This window comes from Stutzerimonas sp. NM35 (assembly GCF_054604355.1).
In genome coordinates this window covers 397,144-421,665 of the sequence record NZ_CM137728.1, presented here as the reverse complement: position 1 = coordinate 421,665, position 24,522 = coordinate 397,144, and the positions used below count along the sequence as shown (strand labels likewise).

The window sequence follows — 24,522 nt, the reverse complement described above, 5'->3', positions numbered from 1 at the left end:
CTCAGCCCTGAACGACATGCAGCTCGCGACGCGGCAGCGGAACGCCAATGCCGGCCTCGGCGAAACGCTCCTTGAGCTGTTCGGTGAACGCGAACGTCACCGGCCAGAAGTCACCCGTGGCGACCCAGACGCGCAGCGACAGGTTCACCGCACTTTCCCCCAGCCCGGTCACGAACACCACGGGCTCGGGGTCACGCAGCACGCGCGCATCCTCGGCGATCTCCAGCAGAATCTTGCGGGCCAGCCTGATATCCGCGCTGTAGGCAATGCCGACGTTGATGTCCGCACGCCGGCGCTGTTCGCGTGAATAGTTGGTGATATGGCCGTTGGACAGGCTGCCGTTGGGCACCACGATGGTCTTGTTGTCGGCGCTCTTGAGTACCGTATGGAAAATCTGGATGGAATGGACGGTGCCCGCCACGCCCTGGGCCTCGATCCATTCACCGACCCGAAACGGACGAAACAGCAGGATCAGCACACCACCGGCGAAGTTGGCCAGGCTGCCCTGCAGGGCCAGGCCCACCGCCAATCCGGCCGCACCGATCATGGCGATGAACGATGTGGTTTCCACACCGACCATCGAAGCCACGCTTATCAGCAGCAGGATCTTGAGCGCTACCCCGACGAGGCTTTCGATGAAGCCATGCAGCGAGGGGTCGACCTGACGGCGACGCAGCAGCGCGCCAAGCCTGCCCGTCAGTTTGTTGATCAGCCACCAGCCGATCAGGAAGGTGATCAGCGCCAGCAGCAGCTGGGCCGAGTACTGCAGCACTATGGGCAGCCATGCCTCGGACAGGCCGACCAGATATTCGATATTGACATCCATGATGTACGGACTCCTGAGAGCAGAGCACACCGATCGTGCGGTGTGCTGGGGCAAGGCGGGAGAAAAGCGGCGGGATCAGTCGCGGAAGTTGTTGAACTGCAGGGGCATGCCGAAATCCTTGGCTCGCAGCAGGGCGATGGCCTCCTGAAGATCGTCGCGCTTCTTGCCGGTCACACGGACCTGCTCGCCCTGGATGGCCGCCTGTACCTTGAGCTTGGCATCCTTGATATGGGCGACGATCTTCTTCGCCAACTCCTTGTCGATGCCTTCACGCAACGTTACTTCCTGCTTGACCGTCTTGCCTGAGGGATAGGCGTCCTTGATCTCCAGGCACTGAACATCGATCTTGCGCTTGACCAGGCTCAACTTGAGGATTTCCAGCATCTGTTCCAATTGAAAATCCGCTTCAGCGGTCAGGTGAACGGTCAACTCCTTGAACTCAAATGTGCCTTTACCGCGCAAATCGTAACGTCGGTCCAGTTCCTTGACCGCGTTGTCGACGGCATTGGTGACTTCATGTTTGTCCAGTTCGGACACTACGTCGAATGAGGGCATGGGCTTGCTCCATTAATATGAAACGGCACGATGGTGTGATCCAACGCGCTTAGCTTGTCGGTTAAAATGGGCCATCATTATAGCCGCTCGATCCGTAAACGCCCGGCCACACGACCTGTTGCTGACTCCCTCCTCCAACCGAGTCCATGAATGCCCAACCCACACCTCAGCATCCTGGTAGTCGACGACGCCAAGTTTTCCAGCGTCATGATTGGTCGCGCCCTGGCCAGGGCCGGTTATGAGGACATACGCTTCGCCAGCAGCGCCAATGCAGCGCTGGCGCTGATCGAACAGCGCCCGGCCAGCGTGCTGCTCGCCGACTGGCTGATGCCGGAGATGGACGGCCTGGAACTGACCGCCCAGGTGCGTCAGCAGGACGAAATGTCCAATCACTACACCTACATCATCCTGCTCACCGGGCGCGACGGCGACGACGTGCTGAACATCGCCTTCGATCGTGGCGTGGATGATTTCATCAGCAAGTCGGCGATGAGTGAGCAACTGGTCCCGCGGGTCTATGCTGCCGACCGGCTGTGCGGCTCGCTGCAACGGCTCATGCAGGAAAATCGCCTGCTCACCGAAAACATCGCCAGCCTGGAAAAGCGTAACCAGATCGACCCGATCACCGGGCTGGGCAATATGCGCTACCTGCGACAGAAGCTCGGCGACAGCCTGCGCCAGGTCGAAAGCCGTGGCGGCGCGCTCTGTTACCTTCTGATCGGCCTGCCGGAAATCACCAGTCAGCGGCAGCGCTATGGCGAGCAGTTCTATCAGGAACTGTTGCGCGGTGTGGCGCGACGCCTGCAACAACTGGTGCGCCCTCTGGATACGCTCACGCGCCTGGACGACAGCCATTTCGGCCTGCTGGCACTGGTCGACAACCCGCAGGAATGCTCCCCCAGCAGCTTCAAACGCCTGCACGAAGGCCTGAATATCAAGGCCTTCAAGACCAGCGAAGGCTTTATCTCGCTCAAGGCCGGCATCGGCCTGGTCAGTCTCGACACCAACAGCCTGCCCGTCGATCCCCGGCTGGTCATCGAGCGCGCCGAGGCGTTGCTTGCGGACGCCTACAGCACGGGCCGCATCGTACCATTGCGCCTGAAAAAAACCGAGCAATGAGCACCCCCTGGCACGTTCTCGGCGCAGGCAGTCTCGGCTGCCTGTGGGCAACGCGCTTGAGCCGTGCCGCAATACCGGTACGCATTATTCTGCGCAACACCCGAAGGCTTGCCGACTACCGCACCGCCGGCGGTCTCGGCCTGACCGAGGAAGGCCGGACCAGTCTGCATCCGATCACCGCCGAACTGCCCGAAGCGGCTGCTCCCATCCAGCGATTGCTGGTTGCCTGCAAGGCCTATGACGCCGAAGCCGCCATTGCCGAGGTAGCGACACGCCTGCAGCCAGACGCTGAAATTCTCCTGCTGCAGAATGGTCTCGGCAGCCAGCAGGCCGTGGCGGCACGCTGGCCGGACAGCCGCTGCATCTTCATCTCCAGCACCGAAGGCGCCTGGCGTTCAGCGGACTTTCAGGTAGTACACGCCGGCCACGGCCAGAACTGGCTTGGCGATCCCCTCGACCGGAACCCGCCGCCCTGGCTAGCCGAGCTGGCAGCGACAGGCATTCCCTGCGACTGGACAACCGATATCGAAGCCAGGCTGTGGCGCAAGCTCGCCCTCAATTGCGCCATCAACCCCCTCACCGTTCTGCATGACTGCCGCAACGGAGAGCTACTGGCGCACCGCGAACAGGTGCACCGGCTGTGCGACGAACTGAGCCGGATCCTTCAGGCCTGCGGCCAGGCCGAGGCGGCCCGCTCGCTCGAAGAGGAGGTGCTGCGCGTCATCGTGGCCACCGCAAACAACTACTCATCCATGTACCAGGATGTGCACAACGGACGCCGTACGGAAATCAGTTTCCTGCTCGGCTACGCCTGTCAGGCGGCACGACAGCATGGGCTGGAAGCTATCGAGCTGAACGCACTGCTCAAGCAACTGCAAACATTCCTCGTGCAGCACGGATTGCCGCAGGACTGAGGCCCCGCTACCCTGCGCAGACGCCCTTCGCCCGTGCCCGCCATGACTCTGCGCCAGCGTCTCGAAAATCTTCCGGTCGGTCGCAAGCTGTTGATCGCCCCGCTCGTCCTGCTTGCCGCCGTGCTGCTGGTCTCCAATCTGACCTTCATCAGCGCGGCCTACTGGATCTCGCGCCAGAGCGTCGCCCCCCAGGCAATGCACACCCTCGGCGCGCTGTTCGCCACGCCCGAACTGAGCCAGCAAGCCCTCGAATCGGAAGCGACCGCCAATGCACTGCTGGGCAAACTTGACGACTATGCGCCGCTGCGCGCGGCGGTAATCTATGACGCTGCGGGCCAGCGCTTCGCGCAGCTGCATCGGGGCGAACCACTGGCCCTGCCTGAGCAGACCAGCCAGCTTGAGCATTGGCAGAAAACCGAAATGCGCGCCAACCTGCTGGTCGAACTGCCCCAGGCCGCAGGCCCGCCAGGGCATTTGCTGATCGTTGCCAGCAGCGAACTGCCGGGCGCCTTCTACACCGGCACCCTGACGGCCAGCCTGGCTATCCTGCTGGCCAGCCTGCTGCTGTGGATACTGGTCGCGCGACAGATTCGTCAGTTGATTACCCGCCCGATCCGCGACCTTGAAGCCCTCACCCGCCAGGTCACCCGCGAGGAAAACTATTCGCTGCGCGCCAAACCTCGCAACCAGGACGAAATCGGTCGCCTCGCCGATGCCTTCAACACCATGCTGTCGCGCATGGACGCACGTGAACAGCAACTCAAGCGCGCCCGCGACGACGCTCAGGAGGCCTTCGACCATGCACAGGGTCTGGCCGAAGAAACCCGGCGCTCCAACCGCAAGCTAGAACTCGAAGTCCAGATCCGCAGCAAGATCGAACTCAAGCTCACCGGTTTCCAGAACTACCTCAACAGCATCATCGACTCCATGCCCTCGGTGCTTATCGCGCTGGATGAACAACTCCACGTGACTCAGTGGAACCAGCAGGCCAGTGCGCTTTCCGGCACGTCCCTGGTCGATGCGCTGAACCAGCCGGTGTTCATTGCCTTCGAGCCGCTGCGCCCCTTTCTCAGCCAGATTCGCCGAACCTGCGAGCATCATGAGGTACAGAAGATCGAACGTGTCACCTGGGCCTTCCACGAAGAACCCCGGCAGTATGCGCTGACGCTTTACCCGCTGATGGGCGGTGCGGGGCGGGGCGTGGTGATCCGCATCGACGACATCACCGAGCGCATCAACATGGAAGAGCTCATGGTGCAGTCGGAAAAGATGCTCTCGGTCGGCAGCCTGGCCGCCGGCATGGCCCATGAAATCAACAACCCGCTCGGCGCCATCCTGCATAACGCGCAGAACATCCGTCGACGACTGTCACCCGATCTGGAACGCAACCGCGAAGCCGCTGAAGAAATCGGGCTGCGCCTGGAAGCGGTCAACCAGTACCTGCAGCGACGCGAAGTGCCACAGCTGCTGGACGGCATCCAGCAGGCCGGCTCACGCGCCGCCCGGATCGTCAGCCACATGCTCAGTTTCAGCCGCCTGAGCAATCGCCAGCTGGCCGAGTGCCAACTGAGCGAGCTGATCGACCAGGCGCTGGAAATTGCCGGTAACGACTTTGCCCTGACGGACAATTTCGATTTTCGCGCCATCGAGATTCAGCGCAACTTCGATCCGAAGGTCAGCCGGGTTCCCTGCATCGGCAACGAGCTCGAACAGGTGCTGCTCAACCTGCTGAAGAATGCCGCTCAGGCCATCCATCAGGGCCCGCACAGAAGTCACGGGCAGATTATCCTGCGCACGCGCCTGAACCCGCCGTGGGCCGAAATCCAGGTGGAAGACAACGGCGGCGGGATTCCCGAACATATTCGCAAGCGGATCTTCGAGCCCTTCTTCACCACCAAGGAAGTGGGCCAGGGGACCGGCCTGGGACTGTCAGTGTCCTATTTCATCATTACCAACAACCACAAGGGCCAGATGGAGGTGCATTGCAGACCGGGCCAGGGCACCACTTTCACCCTGCGCCTGCCGTTGGCATCGGGCTCGGAAATCACCAGTAACTGAACAGGACACATTCATGGGCAATCGACTTTCAAAAATCTACACGCGCACCGGCGACAGCGGCGAAACCGGCCTGGCCGATGGACGCCGGGTGCCCAAGGATCACCCACGCGTCGAAGCCATGGGCGAGATCGATACCCTCAACAGCCAACTGGGCCTGCTGCTCGCCGAACTTGCCGAAAAGCAGGGGCACTGGCCAGGCCTGGCTGAGTTGATCGAGGTACTGGGGCCATGCCAGCATCGCCTGTTCGACCTGGGCGGCGAACTGGCAATGCCCGAATATCAGGCACTCACCGAAGACGAAGTGGCGCGTCTGGAGGCAGCCATCGACCGCTGGAACGAAGAGCTGGGACCGCTCAAGGACTTCATCATGCCCGGCGGCTCGCGCCTGATCGCTCTTGCCCACCTGTGCCGTAGCATGGCGCGTACCAGCGAAAGACGCTGCCAGCAGCTTAACGCCAGCGAGCCCTTGCGTCCGGTGGTCCTCGCCTACCTCAACCGCCTGTCGGACCTGCTCTTCGTCGCCGCCCGGCTGATAGCGCGCCGCCAGGGCTGCGCGGAAATCCTCTGGCAGGCCGCCCGCGCGCCGGCTTGAGGCGAAGTGTTGGATTACGCCTGCGGAAACCCGGATTACGCCTGCGGCTAATCCAGGCTACGGGGCTGAACCGGCACGCCGCATCTTCAAACGTAGGTCCAGGGCGTAGGTCGGGTCACGCTTCATCGACCCGACGAGCGGAGCTTCGGACAGGGTGAGGGGCGAGCCAATACGCGAGGCTTCAGAAACCAGGGCTGTGCAACCTGCCCAGACGCCCGCCGACCACCATCTCGGTCGCCCAGCCGACCAGAATATCGGTATAGGTTTTCTGGCAGCTTTCACTGGTCAGGCCATGATCGGCGCCAAGGATGATGCGATGGGTAAGCGAGTGCGTCTGATGAAACGCCGCGCGATAGCTCATGATGGTCGCGTGCGGAACCAGATGGTCGAATTCGGATTCGACCAGCAGCACATCGCCGCGAAAATCAGCGCAGGCCGCCAGAGCGCGATTCTCTTCGGGCATCACACGCCGCCCTCGTAGCTGGTTGAGAATGTCCCGATCCAGTTGCCGTTTGGGCACCATCCAGTCGTCATCCCGATACAACGCCGGCACTCGCATGGCGAGCCATCTGACAGGTCGCAATGCAGTCAGAAGCGCTGCCAGATAACCGCCATAACTGGTCCCCACCACGGCAATCGCCGAAGAATCGATATGCGGATGCTGCGCCAGCAGGTCGTAGGCGGCGAGCAGGTCGTTTAGATTCTGCTCGCGCGTCACCGTCTGCTGCTGCGCCAGCGTCAGGGCATGGCCGCGCAGGTCGAACGACAGGCAGATGCAGCCCAGCCCGGCAATGCCTCGGGCGCGTGTCAGGTCACGCTCCTGGCTGCCACCCCAGCCATGTACGAAAAGCACACCGGGCAACTTCGTCGGTGGCGTCAGGAAGGTGCCGGCGATGTGCTCGTCATCGACCAGGATGTCCACAGGTTCGCTATGGGTTGCCATATTCCTCCAGGGTGACGTACTTGGTGATGAAACCGACCTCTTCGTCCTCGCCGCTAAAAAGCACCGTTGCGCTCTCGGGCACCGGCTTCGCCTCTCCGTAGAGTTCCACGGTCGACGCCTGCACCACACGCCTCTGACCGCCCTGGGCAAAGGCTTCGAGCGCGGCGATCTCGGCACCGCTGGCGCCTCCGATTCGCCAGGACTGCTCCAGCACACCGGAGCAGGCACGGCCTCTGCCATCCACGCCCTGGGCGATGTCGTAGTTACGCCGTGAGGCATGGAAATCCCGGAAACAGACCGAGGCAGCGACGTCATACACCTGCGCCTGGGCGATGGCCAGGCGGGTCTTGTCGGACAGGTCGAGCTTGAGCAAGGCGTCGAAATCACCCTCGACAACCACCAGGTCCGAGCCGCCATAGACGGTCTCGCCGGCATTATCCTGAGTCAGGCGTTGTGTGCCGTAGTAACTCAGCACCTGCGTGGCCACACGAACCTGCCCGACGCTGAAGGTCGTCACGCGATCCAGATTGCTTTCGAGGACCAGCCCATACTGCGAAAGCTCGGTCTCGTCGATATGCTCCAGCGCCTGGTCGAGCGCCTGAACACCGTCCACCCGCTCCTGCCCGCGACCACCGGTGGCGCGCACCGGCTTGAGCCGTAGCGGCCCTTCATGCAGCAAGCGCCTTCCGGCCTCGCGGGCATCGTGCAGGGAGAATACGCTGTAGCCAGCCAGCACACTGCCCTTGACCCGGCTCGCAAAACCGCGCGACCAGCCCATGGGCGAATCGGCATTGGGCCGCAGCAGGGGGTGCGAGATAGCCTTGGTCTCGACGAAGGCATAGGGCACGACGCCACCAAAGAGGTCCTGCTCATCTTCGATGCCCAACTCGCGCGCCGACTCGACGCCCACAAGCGTACCGGATGGCACAAAGTACAGCTGCTGGGAGTAATGGGCGGCAGGGTCATATTCACCGAGAAAAACCAGGCCCTGCAGCGCGGCCAGGCGTCTGGCCAGTTGCTCGTGCACGGCTTTTTCGTGCAGGGGTTCACGGGAACGGTTGGCCAGGGTCACCACGGCCCCGCGGGAATTTTGCGGCGCATCCGCACTCGTCATAGATGGACTCGCTCCATGGACTGCTGGTACATGCAAAGAAGCGGCGTCTGAGCCCTTCCTCGCTCGTTGCCACCCGAGCCAAAGCGGAACCGGTGTAGTCAATAGACCGCTGATCTCGGCCATCTATCCGTCAGGGACATATGACGCAAAAGGGGGAGCAGACCGAAATCTGCTCCCCCTTTTGCGTTGCAGCGCTGCGTTAGGCAACCGGCGACGTGCTGCGGATCAGGTGATCGAAGGCGCTCAACGAAGCCTTGGCGCCTTCGCCCAAGGCGATGACGATCTGCTTGTAGGGCACCGTGGTCACGTCGCCGGCGGCGAACACGCCAGGGATGTTGGTCTGGCCCTTGGCATCGACGGTGATCTCGCCGAAGCGGTTCAGCTCGACACTGCCCTTGAGCCAGTCGCTGTTGGGCAGCAGGCCGATCTGCACGAAGATGCCTTCCAGCTCGACGTTGTGCAGTTCGTCAGTGTTGCGGTCCTTGTAGACCAGGCCGGTGACCTTCTGGCCATCGCCCAGCACTTCGGTGGTCTGCGCCATGGTCAGGATGGTGACGTTGGGCAGGCTGCGCAGCTTGTTCTGCAGTACGGCGTCGGCACGCATGCTCTCGCCGAACTCCAGCAGGGTGACATGAGCGACGAGGCCGGCCAGGTCGATGGCCGCTTCCACGCCGGAGTTGCCGCCGCCGATCACCGCCACGCGCTTGCCCTTGAACAGCGGGCCGTCGCAGTGCGGGCAGTAAGCGACGCCACGCCCGCGGTATTCCTGCTCGCCGGGCACGTTCATCTCACGCCAGCGCGCACCGGTGGAGAGAATCACTGTCTTGGACTGCAACCGTGCGCCGTTCTCGAACTCGACGGTGTGCAGGCCTTCGGCGCCCGCCGGGATCAGCTTGCTGGCGCGCTGCAGGTTCATGATGTCGACCTCGTATTCGCGCACATGCTCTTCCAGGGCGCGGGCCAGTTGCGGGCCTTCGGTGGCCTTGACCGAGATGAAGTTCTCGATGGCCATGGTGTCCAGCACCTGACCGCCGAAACGCTCGGCGGCAACGCCGGTGCGGATGCCCTTGCGCGCGGCGTAGACGGCAGCGGCGGCACCGGCCGGGCCACCGCCGATGACCAGCACGTCGAAGGCGGCCTTGGCGCTCATTTTCCCGGCGTCACGGGCGGCGGCGCCGGTGTCGAGCTTGGCGAGGATTTCCTCTTCGCCCATACGACCCTGGCCGAACAGTTCGCCGTTGAGGTAGATACTCGGCACCGACATGACCTGACGCGCTTCCACTTCATCCTGGAACAGCGCGCCGTCGATGGCGACGTGACGGATGTTGGGGTTGAGCACGGCCATCAGGTTCAGCGCCTGGACCACGTCCGGGCAGTTCTGGCAGGACAGCGAGAAGTAGGTCTCGAAGTTGTATTCGCCTTCGATGCCTTTGATCTGCTCGATGACGTCCGCCGCGGTCTTCGACGGATGCCCGCCGACCTGCAGCAGCGCCAGCACCAGCGAGGTGAATTCGTGGCCCATGGGCAGACCGGCAAAGCGCAGGCTGATATCGCCACCGATGCGGTTCAGCGCGAAGGACGGCTTGCGCGCATCCTGGCCGTCGGTCTTCAAGGTGATCTTGTCGCTGAGGCTGGCGATGTCCTGCAGCAGGCTCAGCATTTCCCGGGATTTCTCGCCGTCATCGAGGGACGCGACGATCTCGAACGGCTGAGTGACCTTTTCCAGATAGGCTTTCAACTGGGTCTTGAGATTGGTGTCCAACATGCGCAGCGGTGCCTCCCAAAAAATTCAGAAAATAAAACGCCTGGATAAACCGCATCCAGGCGTCTGGCCTTCAGGATTGACGGGCAATCCCTATGGCATGCAAGGCAAATGGGCGAAACCTTTAGAGCCTGTTCTACGATCTTGCGAGCAAATCGTAGCCAGGGTCTTTAGATCTTGCCGACCAGATCCAGCGACGGAGCCAGGGTCTTCTCGCCCTCTTTCCACTTGGCCGGGCAGACTTCACCCGGATGGGCAGCGGTGTACTGGGCAGCTTTCAGCTTGCGCAGGGTTTCGCTGACGTCACGGGCGATTTCGTTGGAGTGGATTTCCACGGTCTTGATCACGCCTTCCGGGTTGATCAGGAAGGTGCCGCGCAGCGCCAGACCTTCTTCAGCGATGTGTACGCCGAAAGCGTTGGTCAGCTGATGAGTCGGGTCGCCGATCAGCGGGAACTGAGCCTTGCCGACAGCAGGGGAAGTTTCGTGCCAGACCTTGTGGGAGAAGTGGGTATCGGTGGTGATGATGTACACCTCGGTACCGGCCTTCTGGAATTCGGCGTAGCTGTTTGCAGCGTCTTCGATCTCGGTCGGGCAGTTGAAGGTGAAAGCTGCCGGCATGAAGATCAGCACCGACCACTTGCCCTTGAGGGACTCTTCGGTGACTTCGATGAACTTGCCATTGTGGAAAGCGTTGACTTTGAACGGTTGGACTTGGGTGTTGATCAGAGACATCTGCTAACTCCTTTGGGGTTCACTTTAGGGTTCAGAAAACTTAACGAGGCCTACGATAGCGCAGTCCGCCGCATGGGGTTAATTGATTAAGGGAATAATGACGATAAATTCCAACTATCGACCATTATCTCTTTAATCTGCACCGCATCTACGACCACGCTATCGACCGGCAATTCGGCTCATGAGTTATCGGTGCAAAAGCCGCCAGGCTTCACGCAGGCCAGAGCGTCCGAATGGCCGCAATGCCCTGAGCGCCAGCACGCAACGCCTGCGCCCTATCGTCAGGTCCAAGGCCACCCAGAAGGTAAGCCGGCTGGTTGAAGCCTGACAGCAATTCAGCGGCATGAGACCATCCCAGCGCCTGTGCCTCGGGATGTGTAGCGGTACGAAGCACGGGCGACAGCGTGACGAAATCTACCCCCATCGCCGTAGCCAGGTCCAGCTCGCGAACATCATGGCAGGACGCCGCCAACCATTGTTCGTTCGGAACCGGCCTGCCTCGCCCGGCATGCTGTTGCAGTTGCTGCGCCGTCAGATGCCAGCCGGCTGCCGGAAACTCGGCTGCCCATTCCACAGGACCTTTGAGCATCAGCTGCGCACGCCCGGCACAGAGGGCCAGGGCATCGACCGCCAGTGCCCGGTAATCGGTATGCGACAAGGCTGGCGCACGCAGCTGGATCAGCCGAATACCGGCATCCAGCGCCCGTGTCATCCCGCTCAGCAGGTGTTCCGGTGAGAGGCCTTCGGGCGTGATCAGGTAGCGATCCGGCAGGCGCGCGGCAGCAACGATCGGCCTGTTCGCCGCCGGAAAGCTGTAGCCCGACAACTGCGCAGGCTCCACCCAGGCCAGCGGCTGACCCTCTACGCCGTGGGGCTTGCCGTCGAATGCCGTGACCTGCCAGACATCCAGCAGCACCTGCTTGTCCGGGTAATCATGGCGCACCTGGATCAGCGGCTGCGCCGCCGTCACCGCGATGCCCAGCTCCTCGGCCAGCTCGCGAGCCAGCGCAGCTTCGACCGTCTCACCGGCCTCGACCTTGCCGCCGGGAAACTCCCACAGCCCGCCCTGGTGCTTGTCCAGCGGGCGCTTGGCGATCAGTACCTTGCCATCCGCAGCACGAATGACTGCGGCGGCGACGTGGATTCGTTTCATAAAATTCGCTGGAGGCTGGAGGCTGGAGGCTGGAGGCTGGAGGCTGGAGGCTGGAGGCTGGACAGCATCGTTCCGAGACAATGCCGGTCAAGCTTTTCGCCCAGCCTTCCAGCCTCAAGCGCTCTTTTCGGCTTTTCTCGTCCAGCCTTCCCGCCTCAAGCACTGTTATCGGCTTTCAGGTCCGATATTCGGCATTGATACGCACGTACTCATGGGAGAGGTCGGTGGTCCAGATGGTCTCGCTGCAGTTGCCGCGCCCCAATTCGATGCGAATGGTGATTTCCTCGCGGGCCATCACCGCCGCGCCCTGCTCTTCGGTATAGCTGGCCGAGCGTCCGCCCTGGCTGGCGATGCAGACGTCGCCAAGGAACACGTCGATCAGGCTGACATCCAGATTCGGCACACCGGCATAACCGACGGCGGCGAGGATGCGCCCCCAGTTCGGGTCGGAAGCGAACAGCGCGGTCTTGATCAGCGGCGAGTGGGCAACGGCGTATCCCACGTCCAGGCATTCCTGATGGGTCATGCCGCCATTGACCATGACCGTGACGAATTTGGTGGCCCCTTCACCATCGCGCACGATGGCCTGGGCCACGTCCATGAATACCTCGAACACCGCCTGCTTCAGCTTGGCGAACAGCTCGCCGCTGGCCTCGGTGATTTCCGGCAGGTTCGCCTGGCCGGTGGCGATCAGCATGCAGCAGTCGTTGGTGGAGGTGTCGCCGTCGATGGTGATGCGGTTGAAGGACTTGTTGGCCGCATCGCGGACCAGATCCTGCAGCACGTCGCGCGCCACCCTGGCGTTGGTGGCGATGTAGCCGAGCATGGTCGCCATGTTCGGGCGGATCATGCCCGCGCCCTTGGAAATGCCGGTGACGGTGACGGTGACGCCCTCGTGCTGGAACTGCCGGCTGGCGCCCTTGGGCAGGGTATCGGTGGTCATGATGCCGGTGGCGGCTTCGGCCCAGTGATCCTCGGACAGATCATCGAGAGCGGCCTGCAACGCGGCTTCGATCTTCTCCACCGGCAACGGCTCGCCGATCACCCCGGTGGAAAACGGCAGCACGGCATTTTCTTCGACGCAGGTCAACGCAGCCAGCGCGGCACAGGTGCGGCGGGCGTTGAGCATGCCCGGTTCGCCGGTGCCGGCGTTGGCATTGCCGGTGTTGGTCAGCAGGTAACGCACATCACCCTGCATGCGCTCGCGGGTGACCAGCACCGGCGCCGCGCAGAAGGCATTGGTGGTGGTGACGCCCGCCACACGCGAGCCTTCGGCGCAGCGCATAACCACCACATCCTTGCGACCGGGTCGCTTGATACCCGCCGAAGCGATGCCGAGCTCGAAACCGGGAACCGGATGCAGTACAGGTAAAGGACCAAGACCGACAGCCATGGATACGCTCCTTCAAAATTTGACGGCCCGCTGGCCGCGACGAAAACAGGGATAAAAACGCCGCGAGCGGCAGAACCGGTCGCGGCGTGGGTCAAAAACAGGCAATGCGCTTTATTGGATCTGCCCGTGGCAATGCTTGTACTTCTTGCCCGAGCCGCAGGGGCATGGCTCGTTGCGACCGACCTTCGGCTCGGTGCGCACCGGCGTCATCACTGGCGCTGCTGCGGCGCCCTGGGCCTCAGGCTCTTCCGGCTCGGCCAGCGCTGAAACTTCTTCATGCTGGAACTGCATGCGCTGCGCCAGTTGCTCGGCCTCGCGGCGCAGACGCGCCTCTTCCTCTGCCGGGTCTTCGCGGCGGACCTGAACATGGGAGAGCACACGAATCGCGTCGCGCTTGATGGATTCGAGCAGGTCCTTGAACAGGGCGAAGGATTCGCGCTTGTATTCCTGCTTGGGGTTCTTCTGTGCATAACCACGCAGGTGAATGCCGTGGCGCAGGTGATCCATGGTCGACAGGTGATCCTTCCACAGGTCGTCCAGCACGCGCAGCACGATCTGCTTCTCGAAGGTGCGCAGCGCTTCGGCGCCAGCCATTTCTTCCTTCTCGTTGTAGGCCTCGATCAAGGCCTGCAGGATGCGCTCACGCAGGGCTTCCTCATGGAACTTGTCGTCCTCGTCGAGCCACTGCTGCACCGGCAGACGGGTGCCGAAATCGCTGTAGAGCACCTCTTCAAGCCCGGCGATGTCCCACTGTTCCGGCAAAGACTGCGGCGGAATGTGCTGGTTGACGGCATTGTCGAGCGCTTCGCGGCGGAACTCGGCAACGGTCTCGCCAATCTCATCGGCGGCCAGCAGGCTGTTGCGCATATGGTAGATGACCTTGCGCTGCTCGTTGGCCACATCGTCGTATTCGAGCAGTTGCTTGCGCATGTCGAAGTTGCGTCCCTCGACCTTGCGCTGGGCTTTCTCGATGGCGTTGGTGACCATCCGATGCTCGATGGCCTCACCGGATTCCATGCCCAGCGCCTTCATGAAGTTCTTCACCCGGTCGGAGGCGAAGATGCGCATCAGGCTGTCTTCCAGCGACAGATAGAAACGGCTGGAGCCGGCGTCGCCCTGACGTCCGGCACGACCACGCAGCTGATTGTCGATACGCCGCGATTCGTGACGCTCGGAAGCGATCACATGCAGGCCGCCGGCTTCGAGTACGGCCTGGTGGCGCTTCTGCCATTCGGCCTTGAGTTGCGCGACCTGCTCGTCGGTAGGGTTCTCGAGCGCCGCAACTTCCACTTCCCAGTTGCCGCCCAGCAGGATGTCGGTACCGCGACCGGCCATGTTGGTGGCGATGGTCACCGCACCCGGACGACCGGCCTGGGCGATGATCTCGGCTTCCTTGTCGTGATGCTTGGCGTTGAGCACCTTGTGCTCGATGCCTTCCTTGTCGAGCAGCTTCGACACGTACTCGGAGGTCTCGATGGTGGCGGTGCCGACCAGCACCGGGCGGCCCTTGTTCTGGCAATCCTTGATGTCGGCGATGATCGCCGCGTACTTCTCTTCCTGGGTCAGGTAGACCAGGTCGTTGTAGTCCTTGCGCGCCAGCGGCTTGTTGGTCGGGATGACCATCACCGGCAGGCTGTAGATCTGCATGAACTCGAAGGCTTCGGTGTCGGCGGTGCCGGTCATCCCCGAGAGCTTCTTGTACAGGCGGAAGTAGTTCTGGAAGGTGGTCGAGGCCAGCGTCTGGCTCTCGGGCTGGATCGGCAGCCCTTCCTTGGCCTCGATGGCCTGGTGCAGGCCTTCGGACAGGCGACGCCCCGGCATGGTACGTCCGGTGTGCTCGTCGATCAGCAGCACCTGGTTGTTCTGCACGATGTATTCGACGTTGCGATGGAACAGCTTGTGCGCACGCAGGCTGGAATAGACGTGAGTCAACAGCCCCAGGTTGTGCGCCGAGTAGAGGGTTTCGCCTTCGGCCAGCAGCCCGGCCTCGGTCAGCATTTCCTCGACGAACTGGTGGCCCTGCTCGTTGAGCTCGACCTGGCGGGTCTTCTCGTCGATGCTGAAATGCCCTTCCTGGGTGACGACGCCCTCTTCTTCCTCGATGTGCTGCCTGAGCGTGGGGATCAGTTGGTTGATCTGCTGATAGAGCTTGGAGCTGTCCTCGGCCTGGCCGGAGATGATCAGCGGCGTGCGCGCCTCGTCGATGAGGATGGAGTCCACTTCGTCGATCACGGCGAAATTCAGTTCGCGCTGGTTCTTGTCTTCGAGGCTGAACGCCATGTTGTCGCGCAGGTAGTCGAAGCCGAATTCGTTGTTGGTGCCGTAGGTGATGTCGGCGGCGTAGGCGGCGCGCTTTTCTTCCGGCGGCTGGAAGGGGGTGACGATGCCAACCGAGAGACCGAGGAATTCGTACAGCGGACGCATCCAGTTGGCGTCGCGGCGGGCCAGGTAGTCGTTCACCGTGACCACATGGACGCCCTTGCCGGCCAGCGCGTTGAGGTAGACCGCCAGGGTCGCCACCAGGGTCTTGCCCTCACCGGTGCGCATTTCGGCGATCTTGCCTTCGTGCAGGGTCATGCCGCCGATCAGCTGTACGTCGAAGTGGCGCATGCCCATGACGCGCTTGCCCGCCTCACGGCAGACGGCGAAGGCTTCGGGAAGGAGTCGGTCGAGCGTCTCGCCCTGGGCGATGCGGGCCTTGAACTCTTCGGTCTTGTCTCGCAGTTGCTCATCGGACAGCGACAGCATCTGCTCTTCGAGTGCATTGACGGACTGAACCGCCTTGAGCATGCGCTTGACCTCACGCTCATTCTTGCTTCCAAAGAGTTTCTTCATTAAAGGCGCAAACATATCGACAAGGACTTCCATGCTGGGGATGGAGACACGACCGCGGGGCCACCACGATTGCGTGCAAAGGGGGCATTCTACTCGCAAATGCCGGTGAGAAAAGGTGCTGCTGCGCACCGGCGAAAGCCCGTCATACTGCAAAGCAATCGGCCCGGCAGTCAACCTGTACTGCCTGAATGCCACGGGCCTTCTGCTAAGCTTGTGGTCCGCTACCACCACTGCCGGATACCCCCATGTCGCTGCGCCCCCCGCCAGCCCGAGCGCCCGCCGCGCTGCTGCGCGAAGCAAAGCCGCTGCAAGCCTTGTTCAGCGAGGCAAGACGGCTCGATCGCCTGCAACATCTGGTTGAAAGCCAGTTGCAACCCGCTGCGCGCGAGCACTGCCACGTCGCCTCCTGGCGCGAAGGCACACTGCTGCTCATCGTCACCGATGGGCACTGGGCCACCCGCCTGCGCTACCAGCAGCGCCGTCTGCAACGCCAGTTGCAGGCCATGGAGGCATTCGCAGGCCTGAACCGCATCCTGTTCAAGGTCCAGCCCCCCGAAGCTCCCAGGCACACACCCGGCCCGGCGCCAGAGTTGTCCACCCAGGCTGCGGACAATCTCCAGGAGACCGCGCGCGGCATCAGGGACCCCCGACTGAAGGCCGCGCTCGAACGCCTGGCCAACCATGGCCGCTCCACCACAGAGCAGAACTGAATCAAGCGATTCGTCCTGACAAATTGATGACAATCAATTTCTATCGCTGTATACAGAAATATATTGCGATCACAGGACTCTCCTGTCACCACAGGCAAGACACGCACCGCTGCCCATTTCCCTGACCAGACAGTTGCAACCAGCGGCAGCTTTTCATTACTCGCTATATAACAACGTATATTACGGAGTGACCATGCCCGCCAAACCCAGGAATCGCGCCTGTCCTCTGCGCGCCACCATTCGCTTCGCCAGTCTTCTCGGTTCAGTTGCAGGGCTAACCGCCCTTTCGGTGCCCCATGCGCTGGCGCAAGGCAACGTCTTCGACCTCGGCAATATCGTCGTTCACAGCACGGCCCTGCACACCAGTGAAGTCGGCGAGCAAGCGTTGAGCGGCGCCGACATTCGCGCCTTCAATCGCGAAACGGTGGGCAGCGCGATCAACACCCTGCCGGGGGTCAATCTCTCGCGTAACAGTCGCAACGAGGAAACCGTCTTCGTGCGCGGCTTCGATTCGCGCCAGGTGCCGCTGTTCCTCGATGGCATTCCGCAGTACGTGCCGTATGACGGCTACGTGGACTTCGGTCGCTTCACCACCTTCGACCTCGCCGAAATCCGCGTGGCCAAGGGCGCCGCATCGCTGCTCTACGGCCCCAACATCATGGGTGGCGCCATCAACCTGATCACCCGCAAACCGCTACGCGAGCTGGAAGGCGACGTGCGTATCGGCTTCGCCACCGGCGGCGAGCGCAAGGTCGCCGCCAATGTCGGCTCCAACCAGGGCCTGTGGTACTTCCAGGCCGGCGCCTCCTATCTGGACGCGGACAGCTTTGCCCTGGGCCGCGGCTTCGAGGACCACAAGGCCTCGTCGACCGACAGTGGCGACCGCCGGCAGAACGCCTATCGCACCGACCGCAAGGCCTCGCTGAAGATCGGCTTCACCCCCAACGCCAGCGATGAATACGCCCTGGCCTACAGCAAGCAGGAAGGCGAAAAGGGCAATCCGGTGTACACCGGCAAATCCACCCAGGGCAGCATGCGTTACTGGCAGTGGCCCTTCTGGGACAAGGAAAGCCTGTACTTCCTCAGCTCGACCGAATTGAGCGACGCGCTGACCCTGAAGACCCGCCTGTACGCCGACAAGTACCAGAACGGCCTGGACATGTTCACCGATGCCAGCTACAGCCAGCGCACCGAACGCAGCCTCTACGACGACAAGACCTACGGCGCGGCGGTGGAACTGGTCAGCCGCCATCTCGCTGGCCACGAGCTGCATCTGGCACTGCACTACAAGGACGACCGCCACGAGGAGGACGACAAGAACTTCCGCGACGTAACCCGCTCGATTGCGATTGAGGACCTTATCGAGCTGAGCAGCGCCTGGCGCCTGCGGCTGGGTCTCAGCCATGAGGAACGCGAAGCGCACGAGGCCCACCTGCTGCCCACCGGCACGACCCGCGCCACCAATGGCCTGATCGAACTGGCCCACGGCCTGACGCCGGACATCGAGGCCTATGCCAGCCTGGCGCGCAAATCCCGCCTGCCGACCATCAAGGATCGCTACTCGTACCGCATGGGCCGCGCCATACCCAACCCGGACCTGGACCCCGAAGTGGCGCGGCACGGCGAAATAGGCCTGCGTGGCACGCCCTGGAGCGGCGCCAGCGGCGAAGCGTCACTGTTCTACAGCCACATTCGCGACTATATCCAGACCGCAGTCGTGCCCAGCACCGCGTGTGGCGGACTGACCTGCGACCAGGCACAGAATATTTCCAGGGCGCGCCACCGCGGCCTGGAACTGTCCCTGCAGCAGAAGCTCGGCGAGCAATGGCGACTCGGCGCCGCCTACACCTACCTGGACCGCGACAACATGAGCGATCGCCAGATACCCCTCACCGATTCCCCACGCCACAAGCTGTTCGCCCACGCCACCTGGAGCCCCTTGCAGCAATGGGCGTTCCAGACCAGCCTGGATGCCGAGGAAGGCCGTCAGGTGAGCAGCGGCAACGCCACGGCATCCGGCTACCGCCACGTGGGCAGTTTTGCCACCGTCAATGCCAAGGGCGTCTGGAAACCACGCCCTGACCTGGCGCTCGAGGCCGGCGTGAACAACCTGGGCGACAAGCACTACGAACTCGCCGACGGCTACCCGATGCCCGGTCGCACCCTGTTCACCAACGCCACCTTCAGCTTCTGAACGGCCTTGGGCGCGAACCTGCCGCGCCCTGCGCACCTGCAATGGAGAGCCACATGAATCACTTCCCTTTCGCGGCCGTACTGCATGCCGGAAACAGTGAGGGCGATGCGCTGATCCGCCAGTTCTGCGCACAGTTGCAGGCCTCCGGCTGGAAGGTACGCGGGCTGCTGCCCCTGCGTGGCAAGGACCCGCAAGGACGCCTGCCGATGCTGATCAGCGATATACGTGACGGTCGCAGCTTCGCCATCTCCCAGGCACTCGGCCCCGGCTCCCATGCCTGCTCCCTCGACCCCGGCGCGCTTGCCCAGGCCACCAGCGTGCTGCGCGAGGCATTGGATGAGCGCCCGGATCTGGTCATCGTCAATCGCTTCGGCGCCGTGGAGGCCGCAGGGCGAGGGTTCGCCAGCGAAATGCTCGCGCTGATGAGCGAAGGCATCCCGCTGCTGACCCTGGTCAGCCCGCAATACCAGGCCGACTGGCAACGTTTCGTCGGCACTGAGGACTGCCTTTTGCCCCTGAGCGAAGAGGCCCTGCTGAGTTGGGCCGACGCCCTGCCCCGCAGCATGGAACAGAACGCATGAAGCGACGGCAGCTGCTCCAGGCCATGGCTGTCGGCCCCTGGCTGCTACCCGCGCTGGCCAGCGCCAGCGACTCACTGGTTTTCACGTTCGGCCCGACGCCGCCAGCGACGCAGGTTCGCAAGGTGTTCGCCGCCGGCGCTCCGGCTGCCGTACTGCTCTGCTGCCTGGCGCCGGAAAAGATGCTGGGCTGGCCCTGGCCACTGGACGAGGACAAGCGCAGCCTGCTCAGCCCCGTGGTCCGTGACCTGCCGATGATCGGTCGCCTGGCCGGACGTGGCAGCACCGTGCCCCTGGAGACCCTGGTGGCCCTGGCGCCGGACCTGATCCTCGATGTCGGTGAAGCCGACGCCACCTACCAGTCCCTGGCCCTGCGCACCAGCGAACAGACGGGCCTGCCCTGGCTGCTCGTCGATGGCCGGCTGGAGGAATCGCCCCGTCAGTTGCGCGAAGCCGCCGCTCGGCTGGGTGTCCAGGTCCGTGGCGAGCGCCTGGCGCAATATGCCGAAGCCATTCTGATGCGTGCCAGGAGCCATGGCGCAGCACTGGGTCCGGTCTATTTGGCCCGTGGCCACGACGGCCTGGAAACCGGGCTGGGCGGCTCCATTCACGCCGAAGCCGTGGAGCTGGCCGGGCTGGAGAACGTCGCCGCGCGACTCGGCCCCGGCGGACTGACGCGGATTTCCCTGGAGCAGCTCCTGGACTGGCAACCCCACAGCCTGCTGTGCCAGGACGCCAGCCTTTACCGGCACATCCGCCAGTCCTCGCTCTGGCAGGCGCTGCCGGCAGTGCGCGAGGGACGTGTCTACAGCGTGCCGCAATCGCCTTTCGGCTGGCTGGACGGACCACCCGGCCTCAATCGACTGCTGGGCCTGGAATGGCTGGCGGCGTTCGACCCACAACATGCCGGCGCCTTGCCGCAGCGGGTGCGGGAATTCTTCGCACTGTTCTACGGCATGCAGCTGGACGAGGCACAACTGCAGCGGTTGCTGGTAGGGCATCCGGGGCACACACATGGCTGACAAGTCGGGTCTTGACCGGCCATTGCCCAGCAACCGGCTTGCAGAAGCGCTCAGCCAGCCAGATTGCCGGCCCCGGCGGGAAATCCTGCCAACGAGCCGGCGTGCACCAGGGCTCGCCTGGACCTTGCTGATCGTCGCCTTGCTCGCCAGCCTGCTGATCGCCTTGCTCGCCGGCAAGTACCCGCTGCGCCTGGCCGATCTGCTCGACTCCCTGGCCAGCCACCTGGGTGGCACAAGCCAGCCGCCGGCGCAACAGATCGAGACCGTGCTCTGGCAATTGCGCCTGCCGCGCATTCTCACCGCCCTGCTGGTAGGCGGCGCCCTGGCTGCGGCGGGCGCCGCCTACCAAGGCATGTTTCGCAACCCGCTGGTGTCACCGGATATTCTCGGCGTCTCTGCCGGTGCCGGGCTGGGCGCGGTGCTGGGCATTTTCCTCGGCCTGCCGTTGCCCTGGGTACAACTGCTGGCGTTCGTCGGAGGCCTGCTGGCGGTCAGCCTGGTCTACCTGCTGGCCAGCCGGATCAGGCGCCACGACCCGGTGCTGGTTCTGGTGCTGGCCGGCGTGGCGCTGGGCACCCTGCTGGGCGCCGGCATTTCGCTGCTGAAAATCCTCGCCGATCCCTACAGCCAGCTGCCCAGCATCACCTTCTGGCTGCTCGGCGGCCTCAACGGCGTCAGTTTCGCGGACCTGGCCAGCGCCGCGCCGCTGATGCTGGCCGGCCTGTTGCCCCTGGCGCTGCTGCGCTGGCGCATCAACCTGCTCAGCCTGAGCGACGAGGAAGCCGCCGCCCTGGGCCTGAACATCAGCCGTATCCGCCTGCTGCTGATTCTCAGCGCCACGCTGATGACCGCCAGCGCCGTGGCCATCACCGGCATCATCGGCTGGATCGGCCTGGTCGTGCCGCACATGGCGCGGCTGCTGGTCGGTCCCGAATTCTCCCGGCTGCTGCCGGCCAGCCTGTTGCTGGGCGCCAGCTTCCTGCTGCTCACCGACACCCTGGCACGCACCTTGGCCGGCATCGAGTTGCCGCTGGGCATCCTCACGGCGTTGATCGGCGCGCCCTTCTTCCTGCTGCTCCTGGCGCGTGGAGGGCGCAGCGCATGAACTGCCTGGAAGCCCGCGCACTGGCAATCGGCTATGCCGGCCAGCCCCTGGGGCAGAATCTGGACCTGCGCCTGAACAGCGGCGAAGTTCTCTGCCTGCTCGGCCCCAACGGCAGTGGCAAATCGACCCTGTTCAAGACCTTGCTCGGCCTGCTGCGGCCCCTGGCGGGCAGCGTCCTGCTCGATGGCCAGCCCTTGTCCGAATGGTCCCGGCGGCGATTGGCGCAATGCCTCGGTTACGTGCCCCAGGCGCAGAGCCTGAGCTTCCCGTTCAGCGTCGAGGACATGGTGCTGCTTGGCCGCAGCGCGCATCTCAAAGCCTTCGCCCAGCCCTCGGCACACGACCGACAGGTGGCACGCGATTGCCTGCGACACCTGAACATTCTCGACCTTGCACCACGTATCTACACCCACCTCAGCGGCGGTGAGCGGCAACTGGTGCTGATCGCCCGCGCCCTGGCCCAGGAACCGGCGCTGCTGATCCTCGACGAACCGACCGCCAGCCTGGACTTCGGCAACCAGGTGCGTGTACTCGAACAGCTGCGGGCATTGCGCGACCAGGGCCTGGGGATTCTCCTGTGCACCCACCAGCCGGAACACGCGCTGCGCGTCGCCGACCGGATCGCCCTCTACAAGCAGGGGCGCATCGCCCACTGCGGCTCGCGTACGGATACCCTTACCCTGCAGCGCCTGGCCTGGCTGTATGACCTGCCGGCGGAGCAGATCGCCCGTCAAGTGCAGCTGCTGACCACCCTGACCTCCGGGAGCCACCATGAGCCTCGCTGACATCGACTTCGCAGAACGCTATCGCCAACACCTGCAGCTCGCCTCCTATCGGCCCAAACCGGCCAGAGAGTGGGACAAGCGCGCCCTGACGATGGACCGCAAGCCGCTCGGCGGCCACTACGCCGACGCCTTCATCGCCCGCATGAACCTCGACGGCGCCCGCAGCCTGCTGGACATCGGCTGCGGCCCCGGCACCCTCTGCCTGTCCCTGGCCCCGCGCCTGGAAGAGATCTACGCCCTCGACTACAGCCCGGCGATGCTCGCCCTGCTCAACGACAACGCCGAAGCGCTCGAGCTGGACAACGTGCATCCCGTGCTGTGCGCCTGGGAAGACGACTGGAGCGAGGTGCCGATCTGCGACATCCTGATCGCCTCGCGTTCGGGCCTGGTCGAGGATCTGGACGCCGCGCTGGAAAAGATCCACCGCCACACCCGCCTGCGGGCCTACATGACCCAGCTGGCCGGTGGACACTTCATCGACCCGACCATCGCCAGCCTGCTCGGACGCGAACAACCGGCCTTGCCGGACTACATCTACACGCTCAACCTGCTGCACCGGCGCGGCATCCATCCACACCTGGACTATATAGAGATACCCAGCCGACTGGCCGGCTGCGCCACCTTCGAAGAGTTCGCCGACAAGGTCACCTGGTCACTCGGTCCGCTCGACGATGCGCAGCGCGAGGCACTCGCCGACTGGTATCGAGCCGATCCGGAACGCGCCCGGCAGGGCGGCGCGCCGATGCGCTGGGCGTTTATCGGCTGGTCCGTACCGTCCTAGAGCCATTGAAGTCATGGTCGAAGTGATGCAAAGGTCATGCGTATGTCGCATGATGTTCCGGGTTCGACTCAATGACTGTGTTGCACAGGGTTCCCCTGCCAACACCCCCGGTTAATCAAGAGCGAGGTCTCGATGTCCGATTCGACAGGCACACCGGCATCAGGCGCATCAGCATGCTGATCGGCGCGCTGCTCATCGTCACCTGGCTGATCCTGCTGATCCGCTACCCCCTGCGCGCACTGCCTATATCACTGGGCGCACTGCTGGGCCTGGGCCTCGTCGCCGCCTGGGTCATCTGGCAGGAACAGCGCGAGGCCCAACTGCTGGCGCAACTCGAACTGCGCCTGGTCTATGCACCCGATACCTGCCCGGCAACCCGCCCCCTGCAGGTCACCCTCGACAACCACAGCCCGAAACCCCTGCGCAGCCTGCGCTGGAACGTGACGGCTCATTCACCCGGTTCGGCGCTGAATCTGGTCGGCTCCAATTACGATGCGCCGCAATACGGCGGAGCAGGCGATTTGCAGCCTGGCGCGCGCTGGCAGTCCTGCCTGCCGCTGCCCATGCTGCGTGCGGGATACCGCGCCAGCGCCCTGGAATTCCGCGCCGAACGACTGCAAGGGCACTTCGCCCACTGACTCAAGCGCTTTCCAATTCGGGCCAGCCGATTTATGCTGTATAAAAAACCAGTATCAATACATTGAGCCGAGGTAGTGGATGGCCGTTGAAGTGGTGTACCGCAGCAGCCGGGATCTGGAGCGTTTGTTCATGGATAAAGCAGAAGCCGACCGTCACGACAAGATGCTCGAACTCGCCGAAGCACTGGCGACCGTTCTGCAGCAGGCGTCGCCTTCGCTGAGCGAGCAGCAGGCCGAGGACATCGGCATCTATATGGCCAGGCACCGGGAACTGTTCGCCAAGGCGTTCAGAAACAATCCCGAGGCCCTGGCCGAGCTTCCCGCATCGGAAGGCACGTCCTGAACCTCGAGGAGCTTACTCAGCGCCTGCTTCCCTTTGTCACGGCGGCACCCGTCCGCCGGGCGAAACTAGTCATTACCGCCCCTGTCCATTGAACGCAGCCTTCAATCGGATACCCCATGGAAAGCCCATTCAAGCAAATCAGTGACGTATTCCAACCGGACTACTGCGTCAATTTCAGCATCGAGAAGCCCGACGGCAGCATCCTGCTGACGCTCACTGATACAGCTGGGGTGGCGGTCAAGCGCTTCATCAGCACCCGGCAGTGGCGTGATCAGCAGCAGCTCGAACGCCTGATCACCAGCCTGCAGTTCAGTCTCGCCATCGAACGCAGCCAGGATATACCTCTGCCGCGCTCCGTCGCTTTTTGA

Annotated in this window: 23 protein-coding genes; 14 read left to right on the top strand and 9 right to left on the bottom strand. The window is 63.4% G+C overall.

The genetic code is table 11. The features are described 5' to 3' along the window. Nucleotide 1 precedes the first annotated feature (1 nt). Both ACYCFC_RS01895 and ACYCFC_RS01890 read right to left on the bottom strand, forming a co-directional pair. Nucleotides 2-826: a mechanosensitive ion channel family protein gene (locus ACYCFC_RS01895; protein ID WP_181082430.1), complete on the bottom strand. Its 825-nt coding sequence runs from the start codon at nt 824-826 to the stop codon at nt 2-4. Nucleotides 827-901: 75 nt separating this feature from the next. After that, nucleotides 902-1,381, bottom strand: a complete 480-nt coding sequence (locus ACYCFC_RS01890) for a YajQ family cyclic di-GMP-binding protein (protein WP_181082431.1) — start codon at nt 1,379-1,381, stop codon at nt 902-904. Nucleotides 1,382-1,531: 150 nt separating this feature from the next. Between ACYCFC_RS01890 and ACYCFC_RS01885 the strand changes: the two genes are divergently transcribed. The 4 genes from ACYCFC_RS01885 to ACYCFC_RS01870 are packed head-to-tail and all read left to right on the top strand — an operon-like array spanning nt 1,532 to nt 6,064. After that, nucleotides 1,532-2,500: a GGDEF domain-containing response regulator gene (locus ACYCFC_RS01885; protein WP_181082432.1), complete on the top strand. Its 969-nt coding sequence runs from the start codon at nt 1,532-1,534 to the stop codon at nt 2,498-2,500. After that, complete coding sequence (locus ACYCFC_RS01880; protein ID WP_459652980.1) at nt 2,497-3,414, top strand: putative 2-dehydropantoate 2-reductase; 918 nt, start codon at nt 2,497-2,499, stop codon at nt 3,412-3,414. Before ACYCFC_RS01885 ends, ACYCFC_RS01880 begins: the two co-directional genes overlap by 4 nt. 42 nt (nt 3,415-3,456) lie before the next feature. Continuing rightward, a complete protein-coding gene (locus tag ACYCFC_RS01875; RefSeq protein ID WP_181082434.1) occupies nt 3,457-5,472 on the top strand; it encodes a sensor histidine kinase in 2,016 nt (671 codons plus the stop codon). Between the two features lie 13 nt (nt 5,473-5,485). Then, nucleotides 5,486-6,064, top strand: coding sequence for a cob(I)yrinic acid a,c-diamide adenosyltransferase (locus tag ACYCFC_RS01870; RefSeq protein ID WP_459652979.1), 579 nt, complete (start codon nt 5,486-5,488; stop codon nt 6,062-6,064). A gap of 181 nt (nt 6,065-6,245) precedes the next feature. Here ACYCFC_RS01870 and ACYCFC_RS01865 read toward each other — a convergent pair whose 3' ends face one another. From ACYCFC_RS01865 to secA, 7 genes are all read right to left on the bottom strand, one after another. Next, nucleotides 6,246-7,007: an alpha/beta hydrolase family protein gene (locus ACYCFC_RS01865; protein ID WP_181082436.1), complete on the bottom strand. Its 762-nt coding sequence runs from the start codon at nt 7,005-7,007 to the stop codon at nt 6,246-6,248. Beyond that, nucleotides 6,994-8,121, bottom strand: a complete 1,128-nt coding sequence (locus ACYCFC_RS01860; protein ID WP_181082437.1) for a DUF3182 family protein — start codon at nt 8,119-8,121, stop codon at nt 6,994-6,996. Before ACYCFC_RS01860 ends, ACYCFC_RS01865 begins: the two co-directional genes overlap by 14 nt. Before the next feature lie 199 nt (nt 8,122-8,320). After that, a complete protein-coding gene (gene ahpF, locus ACYCFC_RS01855; protein WP_459652978.1) occupies nt 8,321-9,886 on the bottom strand; it encodes an alkyl hydroperoxide reductase subunit F in 1,566 nt (521 codons plus the stop codon). Between the two features lie 167 nt (nt 9,887-10,053). Further along, nucleotides 10,054-10,617, bottom strand: a complete 564-nt coding sequence (gene ahpC / locus ACYCFC_RS01850) for an alkyl hydroperoxide reductase subunit C (protein WP_459652977.1) — start codon at nt 10,615-10,617, stop codon at nt 10,054-10,056. A 211-nt stretch (nt 10,618-10,828) separates the two neighbouring features. Next, nucleotides 10,829-11,770, bottom strand: a complete 942-nt coding sequence (locus ACYCFC_RS01845; RefSeq protein WP_181086778.1) for a Nudix family hydrolase — start codon at nt 11,768-11,770, stop codon at nt 10,829-10,831. Nucleotides 11,771-11,945: 175 nt separating this feature from the next. Beyond that, nucleotides 11,946-13,163 (bottom strand): bifunctional glutamate N-acetyltransferase/amino-acid acetyltransferase ArgJ, encoded by a 1,218-nt coding sequence (argJ, locus tag ACYCFC_RS01840; protein WP_459652976.1) that lies wholly within the window; start codon nt 13,161-13,163, stop codon nt 11,946-11,948. A 111-nt stretch (nt 13,164-13,274) separates the two neighbouring features. Next, entirely contained in the window at nt 13,275-16,013 is a 2,739-nt protein-coding gene (gene secA, locus ACYCFC_RS01835; RefSeq protein ID WP_459652975.1) for a preprotein translocase subunit SecA, read from the bottom strand. A 230-nt stretch (nt 16,014-16,243) separates the two neighbouring features. On the opposite strand from secA, the gene ACYCFC_RS01830 reads away from it, so the two are divergent. The 10 genes from ACYCFC_RS01830 (at nt 16,244) to ACYCFC_RS01785 (ending at nt 24,522) form a co-directional block, all read left to right on the top strand. Further along, nucleotides 16,244-16,708: a DciA family protein gene (locus ACYCFC_RS01830; RefSeq protein ID WP_459652974.1), complete on the top strand. Its 465-nt coding sequence runs from the start codon at nt 16,244-16,246 to the stop codon at nt 16,706-16,708. A 193-nt stretch (nt 16,709-16,901) separates the two neighbouring features. Further along, nucleotides 16,902-18,902, top strand: a complete 2,001-nt coding sequence (locus ACYCFC_RS01825) for a TonB-dependent receptor plug domain-containing protein (protein WP_459652973.1) — start codon at nt 16,902-16,904, stop codon at nt 18,900-18,902. Between the two features lie 53 nt (nt 18,903-18,955). Then, the gene (locus ACYCFC_RS01820) at nt 18,956-19,483 is read left to right on the top strand and encodes a DUF2478 domain-containing protein (protein ID WP_459652972.1); all 528 of its coding nucleotides are present in this window, start codon (nt 18,956-18,958) and stop codon (nt 19,481-19,483) included. Continuing rightward, nucleotides 19,480-20,502 carry an ABC transporter substrate-binding protein gene (locus ACYCFC_RS01815; RefSeq protein ID WP_459652971.1) on the top strand — a complete coding sequence of 341 codons (1,023 nt, stop codon included), beginning with the start codon at nt 19,480-19,482 and terminating at the stop codon, nt 20,500-20,502. Before ACYCFC_RS01820 ends, ACYCFC_RS01815 begins: the two co-directional genes overlap by 4 nt. Nucleotides 20,503-20,626: 124 nt before the next feature. Continuing rightward, the gene (locus tag ACYCFC_RS01810; RefSeq protein WP_459653940.1) at nt 20,627-21,607 is read left to right on the top strand and encodes a FecCD family ABC transporter permease; all 981 of its coding nucleotides are present in this window, start codon (nt 20,627-20,629) and stop codon (nt 21,605-21,607) included. Continuing rightward, on the top strand, nt 21,604-22,392 hold the full coding sequence (locus tag ACYCFC_RS01805; protein WP_459652970.1) for an ABC transporter ATP-binding protein: 789 nt from the start codon (nt 21,604-21,606) through the stop codon (nt 22,390-22,392). Before ACYCFC_RS01810 ends, ACYCFC_RS01805 begins: the two co-directional genes overlap by 4 nt. Next, entirely contained in the window at nt 22,379-23,173 is a 795-nt protein-coding gene (locus ACYCFC_RS01800) for a class I SAM-dependent methyltransferase (protein WP_459652969.1), read from the top strand. Before ACYCFC_RS01805 ends, ACYCFC_RS01800 begins: the two co-directional genes overlap by 14 nt. A 173-nt stretch (nt 23,174-23,346) precedes the next feature. Beyond that, a complete protein-coding gene (locus tag ACYCFC_RS01795; protein ID WP_459652968.1) occupies nt 23,347-23,811 on the top strand; it encodes a multidrug transporter in 465 nt (154 codons plus the stop codon). A 79-nt stretch (nt 23,812-23,890) separates the two neighbouring features. After that, entirely contained in the window at nt 23,891-24,154 is a 264-nt protein-coding gene (locus ACYCFC_RS01790) for a YebG family protein (protein ID WP_459652967.1), read from the top strand. 116 nt (nt 24,155-24,270) lie between these two features. Continuing rightward, nucleotides 24,271-24,522: a DUF3509 domain-containing protein gene (locus tag ACYCFC_RS01785; protein WP_459652966.1), complete on the top strand. Its 252-nt coding sequence runs from the start codon at nt 24,271-24,273 to the stop codon at nt 24,520-24,522.

Coding starts and splice junctions, on each gene's coding strand:
- ACYCFC_RS01895 (WP_181082430.1), bottom strand. CDS start 826: ATGGATGTCAATATCGAATATCTGGTCGGCCTGTCCGAGGCATGGCTG.
- ACYCFC_RS01890 (WP_181082431.1), bottom strand. CDS start 1,381: ATGCCCTCATTCGACGTAGTGTCCGAACTGGACAAACATGAAGTCACC.
- ACYCFC_RS01885 (WP_181082432.1), top strand. CDS start 1,532: ATGCCCAACCCACACCTCAGCATCCTGGTAGTCGACGACGCCAAGTTT.
- ACYCFC_RS01880 (WP_459652980.1), top strand. CDS start 2,497: ATGAGCACCCCCTGGCACGTTCTCGGCGCAGGCAGTCTCGGCTGCCTG.
- ACYCFC_RS01875 (WP_181082434.1), top strand. CDS start 3,457: ATGACTCTGCGCCAGCGTCTCGAAAATCTTCCGGTCGGTCGCAAGCTG.
- ACYCFC_RS01870 (WP_459652979.1), top strand. CDS start 5,486: ATGGGCAATCGACTTTCAAAAATCTACACGCGCACCGGCGACAGCGGC.
- ACYCFC_RS01865 (WP_181082436.1), bottom strand. CDS start 7,007: ATGGCAACCCATAGCGAACCTGTGGACATCCTGGTCGATGACGAGCAC.
- ACYCFC_RS01860 (WP_181082437.1), bottom strand. CDS start 8,121: ATGACGAGTGCGGATGCGCCGCAAAATTCCCGCGGGGCCGTGGTGACC.
- ahpF (WP_459652978.1), bottom strand. CDS start 9,886: ATGTTGGACACCAATCTCAAGACCCAGTTGAAAGCCTATCTGGAAAAG.
- ahpC (WP_459652977.1), bottom strand. CDS start 10,617: ATGTCTCTGATCAACACCCAAGTCCAACCGTTCAAAGTCAACGCTTTC.
- ACYCFC_RS01845 (WP_181086778.1), bottom strand. CDS start 11,770: ATGAAACGAATCCACGTCGCCGCCGCAGTCATTCGTGCTGCGGATGGC.
- argJ (WP_459652976.1), bottom strand. CDS start 13,163: ATGGCTGTCGGTCTTGGTCCTTTACCTGTACTGCATCCGGTTCCCGGT.
- secA (WP_459652975.1), bottom strand. CDS start 16,013: ATGTTTGCGCCTTTAATGAAGAAACTCTTTGGAAGCAAGAATGAGCGT.
- ACYCFC_RS01830 (WP_459652974.1), top strand. CDS start 16,244: ATGTCGCTGCGCCCCCCGCCAGCCCGAGCGCCCGCCGCGCTGCTGCGC.
- ACYCFC_RS01825 (WP_459652973.1), top strand. CDS start 16,902: ATGCCCGCCAAACCCAGGAATCGCGCCTGTCCTCTGCGCGCCACCATT.
- ACYCFC_RS01820 (WP_459652972.1), top strand. CDS start 18,956: ATGAATCACTTCCCTTTCGCGGCCGTACTGCATGCCGGAAACAGTGAG.
- ACYCFC_RS01815 (WP_459652971.1), top strand. CDS start 19,480: ATGAAGCGACGGCAGCTGCTCCAGGCCATGGCTGTCGGCCCCTGGCTG.
- ACYCFC_RS01805 (WP_459652970.1), top strand. CDS start 21,604: ATGAACTGCCTGGAAGCCCGCGCACTGGCAATCGGCTATGCCGGCCAG.
- ACYCFC_RS01800 (WP_459652969.1), top strand. CDS start 22,379: ATGAGCCTCGCTGACATCGACTTCGCAGAACGCTATCGCCAACACCTG.
- ACYCFC_RS01795 (WP_459652968.1), top strand. CDS start 23,347: ATGCTGATCGGCGCGCTGCTCATCGTCACCTGGCTGATCCTGCTGATC.
- ACYCFC_RS01790 (WP_459652967.1), top strand. CDS start 23,891: ATGGCCGTTGAAGTGGTGTACCGCAGCAGCCGGGATCTGGAGCGTTTG.
- ACYCFC_RS01785 (WP_459652966.1), top strand. CDS start 24,271: ATGGAAAGCCCATTCAAGCAAATCAGTGACGTATTCCAACCGGACTAC.